The following is a 7,816-nucleotide window of genomic DNA, read 5'->3' as shown; positions in this document are numbered from 1 at the left end:
CTATCTCTTCCCGTTCCGCCACACTCAACCGCGCCGCCATCACAGCATCCCATCAAGATCCATCGACAGTGATGCAACGAAGTATTGACTCCGCCCCGACAGGAAGAAAGCTGCAAGGTCTCCCCGGCGCAGTAGACCTTGCACGACAAACCACTCCCAGACATGAATAAACGTGCAAGATCGGCGCGAGGGTGGAGAACCGTGCAAGATCGCCGCGAGGGTGGGGAACCGGGCAATATCGGCGCGAGAGTAGCGAACCGGGCAGGATCGGCGCGAGAGTGGCGAACCGGGCAAGATCGGCGTGAGGGTGGCGAACCGGGCAAGATCGCTGCGAACGTGGAGAACCGTGCAAGATCTACGAGGGTCGGCTCGGGCTGGATCCTCTTCGAGCACGACATTCCCGCCCCGGCCCGGTGTCGCGGTCGCATGCGTGACCGGCGCGACAGTCCGATGGCGGCGGGACAGCGGGGAGCCGGGACGACGGGGAGGGCGACCAGGCAGTTCGGCTGGCGGACGGTCGGTGGCGGATGTGAGGAGGCGATTCGGCCGACAGCGGTGGGTGGGGGCGGGGGGTTTGGCTCACGGGTGGGCGGGGGTGGCCGATGTGACTACATGTGACGGCGGACGTGATCGAGGATCCGGAGCGACTGCGGGCGCTCCGGGCCACCGGGCTGCTGGAGCACGGCACCGTCGTGACCGGGCTCGATCGGCTCACCCGGCTGGCGACGAGGCTGCTCGATGTTCCGGCCGGTGTGGTCACCCTGATCGAGCCGGATCGGCAGGTCTTCGCCAGTCACTGTGGGCTGACCGGGGAACTGGCCGAGAAACGACAGACCCCGATCGCCTACTCGTTCTGCCAGTACGTCGTGGCGGACTCCGCTCCGATGGTGGTACGCGATGCCCGTACCGATGAAAGGCTCTCCGGAAATCCGGCAATCGGTGAGTATCAGGCGATCGCCTATGCCGGATTTCCGCTTCGTGATCCGGACGGGCACGTCCTCGGGTCGTTCTGTGTCTTCGACGGCGAGCCGCGGGCCTGGAGCGAACGCGACGTGGCGGTTCTCGGGGATCTCGCGCAGGAGGCCGAGGCGGAGATCGCGCTGCGGGTCAGCCAGGGGCAGTTGCTGCTGGCCGCGGCCAGGACGCAGACGATCCTGGACACCTGCCCGGACGCGTTCATCTCGATGGATCACGCCGGGCATGTGACGGCCTGGAATCATGCGGCTGAGCTGCTGTTCGGGTTCCCGACTGCGGAGGCGCTGGACCGGCCGCTGGCCGAGCTGATCATTCCGGCGCCGCAACGGGCGGCGCACACGCAGGGTCTGGCGCGGGTCGCCGAGACGGGGACGTCGGTGCTGGCCGGGCAGCGGACCGAGCTGACCGCCGTCGATCGGGGCGGACGGGAGTTCCCGGTCGAGATGAGCCTGTCCGTGGACATCTCCGGTGAGCAGCCGATGTTCCACGCGTTCGTGCACGACATCAGCGGGCGGCGGGCCGAGCAGCAGCAGCTCGAATCGGAGCGGCAGCAGCTGGCCGAGGAACGGTCGTTCCTGGCGGCGCTGCTCGACAGCCTGGACACCGGGGTGGTGGCGTGCGGCAGTGACGGGCGGCTGCGGCTGTTCAACCGGGCGTTGCGGGAGGCGCACGACACGACCGAGGAGCCGCTCGGCCCGGAGGAGTGGGCGCGGGCCTATCAGTTGTACGCGGCCGACGGCCGTACCCCGCTCAAGCCTGAGGATGTGCCGCTGGCCAGGGCGTTCACCGGGGAGCAGGTGCACGGGGAGCAGCTGGTGGTGCGGCCGCCGGGCCGTCCGATGACCAGGTACATGACCAATGCCCGGCCGATCGAGCTCGGTGACGGCCGCCGGGCCGGGGCGGTCGCGGCCATGCACGACATCACCGCCGCGTACCGGGCCGACCGGTTGTTGCGCTGCCAGCATGCGGCGGCCGCGGCGCTGGCCGAGGCGACGACCGCCGGGCAGGCCGCCGCGGCGGCCACCGCCGCCGTCGGGGAGCAGCTCGGCTGGGCGTGCGCGGAGTACTGGGAGGTCGACGAGGACCGTGAGCAGGTGGTACGGGCCAGCTCCTGGACCCGTCCCGGCCTGGATCTGTCGGCGTTCACCGGCGCCGGCCCGCTCTCGTTCGAGCGGGGGCAGGGTCTGGCCGGCCTGGTCTGGAAGCGCGGCGCCGAGGTGTGGAGCAGCCGGATCGCCGAGGAGGCCGACAAGCCCGGGCGGCTACGGGAGGGTGTCCGGGCCGGCCTGGTCACCGGGATCGGCCTGCCGGTGCGCAGCGGCCGCCGCTGCGCCGGGGTGATCGCCTTCTACCTGGACGAGACGACCCCCTGCGACCCGGACGTGCTGAACATGCTGCGGGTGGTGGCCGCCCAGGTGAGCCGTTTCGTGGAGCGCCGCCGGGCCGAGGATCTGACGCTCGCGCTGTCGGCGGCCCGGCGTGACCTGGACCGGATGATCGAGCACGTCGACGACTACCTGTGGACCGTGCAGGTGCATCCGGACGGGCGGGTCGAGTCGGTCTACGCCAGTCCGAACGGCACGGGTGTGTTCGGTTCGGTGCTGCCGGTCGACGCGGACATGGCCGAGGTGCTCGCCGCGCGTATCCACCCGGACGATCTGCCGCTGTTCGGCGAGTTCCACGCCACCGTCGGCGCCGGGCAACCGGCCGAGGTGGAGGTGCGGGTGATCGGTTTCGACGGGGTGGTCCGCTGGGTGTGGACCCGGGCGACCTGCCGCCACGACGAGGACGGCCGCCTGTTCGTCGACGGCATCTGCACCAACATCACCGAGCGCCGGGAGCTCGCCGACCAGCGCGAGCAGCACGTGGTGCAGCTGGAGCGGCTGGACCGGATGAAGGACGAACTGGTCGCCGTCGTCAGTCATGAGCTGCGCAATCCGATCGGGGTGATCGCCGCCTACACCGAGGAACTGCTCGACGATCCGGCGCTCGCCGGGCGGCGGGAGCTGCAGGTCATCGAACGCAGCAGCGCCCATCTGCTGAACCTGGTGCAGGACCTGCTCGACCTGGCCCGCCTGGACGCCGGCCACGACACCATCGACCCGCGGCCGGTGACGATCGCCCGGCTGCTGCGTGAGGCGGTGCAGGCGCATCAGCCGTCGGCGGCGACCGCGAACGTCACGATCGTCACCGATCTGGCGCCGGTGCCGATCGTCGACGGGGATGCCGGCCGGCTGCGGCAGGTGCTGGACAACCTGCTGTCGAACGCGGTCAAGTACACCCCGGCCGGTGGCACGGTGACGGTGTGCAGCCGCGACGACGGGGACACGGTGACGCTCACGATCGCCGACACCGGCATCGGATCCCGGCCGAGCAGTACCCGAAGCTGTTCACCAGGTTCTTCCGGGCCAGCACGGCGACCAGCCGTGGCATCAAGGGCACCGGGCTCGGGCTGGCCGTGACGCACGCCATCGTGACCGCGCATCACGGCACCATCATCGCCCGGCCGTGCCCGCGGGGCGGGACCGAGTTCGTCGTGACGCTGCCGGTCAGGGCAGCAGCGGCATGACCCCGCAGTTGCTCTTCGCAGTCTTGCCGGCCAGCCGCTGGGACAGCCAGTCGACCGCCGTGCCCTGGTCGGTGAGCAGCGGTCCGAAGTGGTTGAGCAGCGGGCTCACCGTCCACGGCAGGGTCACCGGGGCGTAGACGACCGAGCCGCCGAGGCGGCACCAGGACGAGGCCAGGGTACGGGCCTGGCCGTGCGGCACCAGGTTGTCGAAGACCCCGGTCGCCACCCGGACCACGCCGGCCGGTTTACGGGTGCCGATCAACTGCTTGCCGATGTACGCCTGGAGCACCGGCTCGGCGTTGATGATGTCGGTGACCGACTGCCCGCCGGTGGTCCAGGCGGTGCTGCGGCGGCCGGCGTACGCGAAGATCGCGTCCCCCACGCACATCGTGGACAGGTCGGCCAGCACGGCTTTGCCGGAGGCGCTCAGGTATCTGTCGAGCAGTGGCCGCAGGCCCGGCTCGGCCTGGGCGAATCCGTTGACCGACCAGCCCAGCGCGCCGAGCAGCTCGCTGCCGTCGATCGCCTTGGTGACGGCGGCCAGGTCGGCCGGGGGCGCGCCGGCGTAGGTGGCGGTCACCTTGACGTCGGGCGCGTAGGTCGACTGCAGTTCGGCCGCCGAGGCCACCGCGCCGCCGCCCTGGCTGTAGCCGTAGAGCCCGATCGGCGAGTTCGCGGTGAGCGACGTGCCGGGCAGGGCGCGGGCGGCGCGGGCGGCGTCGAGCACGGCGTGCCCGGAGTCGACCCGGTTGACGTAGGTGTGCAGCCGGTCGGTGGTCCCGAGCCCGGGGTAGTCGGTCTGGACGACGGCGATGCCCTTGGCGAGCAGGCGGTAGATGGCCAGCACCTCGTAGCCGATCGAGACGGTCGTCTGCCCGTCGCCGGCGCCGAGGACGAGGCCGCGCTGAAGGGCGAGCGAGGTGGAGCACTGGTCGCCCTGGCCCATCGTGCCCGGGGCGAGGACCACGAGTGGGCGGGGTCCCTTCCAGGTGGCGGCCGGTTCCAGGTAGGCGCCGGTGACGGCGACCGGGTTGCCGGTGGAGTCGGTGGACTTGTACATGATCCGGGTGGCCCGGCCGGGCAGGGTGCCGTCGATGCCGGGCAGGGACAGTGCGAGCGGCAGCGCCTCTGTGCGGATCAGGGCGCCGTCGGCGGTGGGGAGCGTGGCGGGCGGGGTGTAGAAGTCGGGGACGGTGATGCCGCGGGAGACGACCGCGGCGTGGGCCGGGCTGCCCGCGACGAGCAGCGCGGCAGTGATCAGAGCGACGGAGAGACGGGTGCGTACGGACATGTACGGCCTCCGGGAACTCAGCTGTGTTACCGGACGGTAACCAGACGAACCGAGGGTTCCCAGAGGTTTCATTTCTCAGCTGTTACGGGGCGGCGTCGCGGCCCGCGAGGTAACCGAACACCACGGCCGGCGCGATCGTCGACCCCGGACCGGGATAGGTCCGTCCCATGACCGACGCCGACGTGTTCCCGGCCGCGTAGAGCCCGGGAATCACCGCGCCGGACCCGTCGAGGACCCGGCCCGCCTCGTCGGTGAGCAGCCCGCCCTTGGTGCCGAGGTCACCCGGCACCAGCTGGACCGCGGTGAACGGCCCCTTCTCGATCGTGCCGAGATTGGGGTTGGGTTTCACGCCCGGGTCGCCGTAGTAGTTGTCGTAGACGGTGCGGCCCCGGCCGAAATCCTCGTCGACGCCGCCGCGGGCGAACCCGTTGAACCTGTCGACGGTGGCGCGCAGCCGGCCCGGGTCCATGTCGAGCACCCCGGCGAGTTCCTCGATGGTCGCCGCGGACCTGACGATCCCGGCCGCCCGCAGCTTCTTCGTGCCCTGGAGAAACGCGTTGAACAGGTACCGGCGGCGGTGCCGGGTGTCGAGGATCAGCCAGGCCGGGATGGCGTCGCGGGCCAGCAGGGCGTGTCCGAAGTCGATGTAGCTGGCCGACTCGTTGGTGAACCGGTCGCCCGCCTGGTCGACGACGATGCTGTACGGCATCGACCGCTCGGAGAGGACGAACTGGTGGTGCCCGTCGCCGAGCGGCACCGACGCGCCCCACCAGGCGTCGTCCATCAGCGCGACCTGCGCGCCGGCGTCGCGGGCGATGCGGATCGGGTCGCCGAGGTCGCCCTCGGCGGCGCTGCTGTAGCCGGACACCCCGTGGTGTTCCTTGCGCCATTCGGCGTTCTGCGCGAAGCCTCCGCCGCCCAGGATCACGCCGCGGCGCGCCCGGATGCGGGTGCCGCCGCCGACGACCGCGCCGGTCACCGCGCCGCCGGCGTCGCGGACCAGATCGGTCAGCGGTGTGTTCAGCAGAACCTCGACACCCTGCTTGAGCAGGATGGACATCAGGTTGGCGGTCAGCGCGCCGCCGATCCCGAAGAGACGTTTCCCAGAGACCAACCCCCATATCGTACGGAAGACGAATCTCGCCCCGCGCAGGAAGCCACCGGGTGTGGACCAGGCCCGCGACAGCAGCCACACGTCGTCGGTCTTGAGGGGCGCCGGGATGCTGTCGCGCCCCCGGAAGGTCGCGAACCAGTCGCCGAGCCGGCGTGTGTCGAAGGGTTCCGCCTCGATGCCGCGGCCGGTCATGCCGCCGGGCCGGTCCGGGTAGTAGTCGGGGTACTCCTTGGCGACCGCCCACCGCACGCCGAGCTTCTCGAGGAAGGTGTACACCTCGGGCACCGTCTCGACGAACGCCCGCCGGCGTTCCGGCGAGCTGGCCGGCCCGGCGTCGCCGATGGCCGCCGCCATGTAGGTGAGCGCCTTGTCGACCGAGTCGGTCCCGCCCATCGCCGGGTGCGTCGGCATCCACAGTCCGCCGCCGCTGAGCGCCGTGGTCCCGCCCCACTTGGCGGTGCTCTCCACGATCAGCACCTCGGCGCCGCGGTCGGCGGCGGCGATGGCGGCCGTCATCCCGGCCGCTCCGGTGCCCACGACCAGCACGTCCACTTCACGATCCCACACGGCGCCCCTCCGCATCGACTAGCCGATCGGCTATCTTGATGTTGTCGGAAAAGTAGCCGAGCGGCTAGGCGGAGGCAAGGGCCGATAGGGTGATCCGATGGCCGAGAAACGCGCCCGGGAGCGACTGCTGTCCGCGGCCCTGGACCTCTTCACCGAGCACGGCGTGACAGGCACGTCGCTCCAGATGATCGCCGACCGGCTGGGGGTCACGAAGGCGGCCGTCTATCACCAGTTCCCGGCCAAGGAGGAGATCGTCCTGGCCGTGATCGGCCCGCCGCTGGCCGAGCTGGCCCCGATCGCCGAGGCCGCCCAGCGCCGCCGCACCCCGGCCGCCCGCCGCACCGCCGCCCTCACCGGCATCATCGACCTGGTGGTCCGTAACCGGCGGATCGCCGCCGCCCTCACCTTCGATCCGATGGTCAACCAGCTGGTCCGCCGGCACATCGCCATGGAGGTCCTCGAACAACTCCAGGATCTGCTCACCGGCCCCGACCCGGACGACGCCACCCGGGTCGCGGTGACCCTGGTCAGCGGTGGCCTGATGATCGCCGGTTCGGATCCACGGCTGGCCGCCCTCGACGACGCGACGCTGCGCGACCATCTGCTCGCCACGGCCCGGCGGGCGCTGCGCTGATGGAACACGTCCGCCGGGCGTACGGCTCGATCGCCGCCCTCTACATCGACCTGTTCGGCGCCGAGGACAAGGTGCACGCCGACGACCTGGCCCTGATCCGCCGGCACCTGACCGGACGGCCCGGCCCGGTCCTCGACCTGGGCTGCGGGCCCGGCCACCTCACCGCCTGCCTGCGCTCGCACGGCGCCGAGGCGATCGGCGTCGACCTGACGCCGGAGTTCGTCGACCATGCCCGGGCCACCTATCCGGACGGCGACTACCGGCTCGGCTCACTGACCGGCATCGCGTTCCCCGAAGCCTCGGTCACCGGCATCCTGGCCTGGTACTCCACGATCCACCTGCCGCCGCCGGAGCTGGACGCGGTGCTCGCCTCGTTCCACCGTCTGCTCGTGCCGGGCGGCCGGCTGGTGATCGGTTTCTTCACCGGCGACGAGCCCGGCCCGTTCGACCACAAGGTCACCACGGCGTACCGCTGGCCGCCCGGCGAGATGGCCGCCCGCCTCGCCGCCGCCGGATTCACCGAGGTGGAGCGCCTGCTGCGAGCCGACGACCCGGCCCATCGGCCACACGGGGCGATAGCGGCCACCGCCGGGCCGTGAGACTCTTCCGCATCCGGGAATCCACGGCGGATCATCGCGCTTGAACAGGCGGGCGATGAATCGAGGA

General features: G+C 71.2%; 4 protein-coding genes and 1 pseudogene. 3 read left to right on the top strand and 2 right to left on the bottom strand.

Going from position 1 to position 7,816, the window contains the following annotated elements; translation table 11 throughout:
* The first annotated feature begins 614 nt into the window (after positions 1 to 614).
* A pseudogene (locus tag AB0E94_RS16435) lies at positions 615 to 3,544 on the top strand (ATP-binding protein).
* Here AB0E94_RS16435 and AB0E94_RS16430 read toward each other — a convergent pair.
* Together AB0E94_RS16430 and AB0E94_RS16425 are read right to left on the bottom strand one after the other, a co-directional pair.
* On the bottom strand, positions 3,525 to 4,835 hold the full coding sequence (locus tag AB0E94_RS16430; RefSeq protein ID WP_360326882.1) for a lipase family protein: 1,311 nt from the start codon (positions 4,833 to 4,835) through the stop codon (positions 3,525 to 3,527). The pseudogene AB0E94_RS16435 and the gene AB0E94_RS16430 sit on opposite strands and share 20 nt — an antisense overlap.
* 82 nt (positions 4,836 to 4,917) lie before the next feature.
* Positions 4,918 to 6,516 carry an FAD-dependent oxidoreductase gene (locus AB0E94_RS16425; protein ID WP_360326881.1) on the bottom strand — a complete coding sequence of 533 codons (1,599 nt, stop codon included), beginning with the start codon at positions 6,514 to 6,516 and terminating at the stop codon, positions 4,918 to 4,920.
* Between the two features lie 97 nt (positions 6,517 to 6,613).
* On the opposite strand from AB0E94_RS16425, the gene AB0E94_RS16420 reads away from it, so the two are divergent.
* Both AB0E94_RS16420 and AB0E94_RS16415 read left to right on the top strand, forming a co-directional pair.
* Positions 6,614 to 7,150, top strand: coding sequence for a helix-turn-helix domain-containing protein (locus AB0E94_RS16420; RefSeq protein ID WP_360326880.1), 537 nt, complete (start codon positions 6,614 to 6,616; stop codon positions 7,148 to 7,150).
* On the top strand, positions 7,150 to 7,749 hold the full coding sequence (locus tag AB0E94_RS16415) for a methyltransferase domain-containing protein (RefSeq protein WP_360326878.1): 600 nt from the start codon (positions 7,150 to 7,152) through the stop codon (positions 7,747 to 7,749). Before AB0E94_RS16420 ends, AB0E94_RS16415 begins: the two co-directional genes overlap by 1 nt.
* The last annotated feature ends 67 nt before the right edge of the window (positions 7,750 to 7,816 follow it).

The sequence above is a fragment of the Actinoplanes sp. NPDC026670 genome (assembly GCF_040638175.1).
Taxonomy (GTDB): Bacteria; Actinomycetota; Actinomycetes; order Mycobacteriales; family Micromonosporaceae; genus Actinoplanes.
This window is presented reverse-complemented; position numbering and strand designations above follow the sequence as displayed.

Coding starts and splice junctions, on each gene's coding strand:
- AB0E94_RS16430 (WP_360326882.1), bottom strand. CDS start 4,835: ATGTCCGTACGCACCCGTCTCTCCGTCGCTCTGATCACTGCCGCGCTG.
- AB0E94_RS16420 (WP_360326880.1), top strand. CDS start 6,614: ATGGCCGAGAAACGCGCCCGGGAGCGACTGCTGTCCGCGGCCCTGGAC.
- AB0E94_RS16415 (WP_360326878.1), top strand. CDS start 7,150: ATGGAACACGTCCGCCGGGCGTACGGCTCGATCGCCGCCCTCTACATC.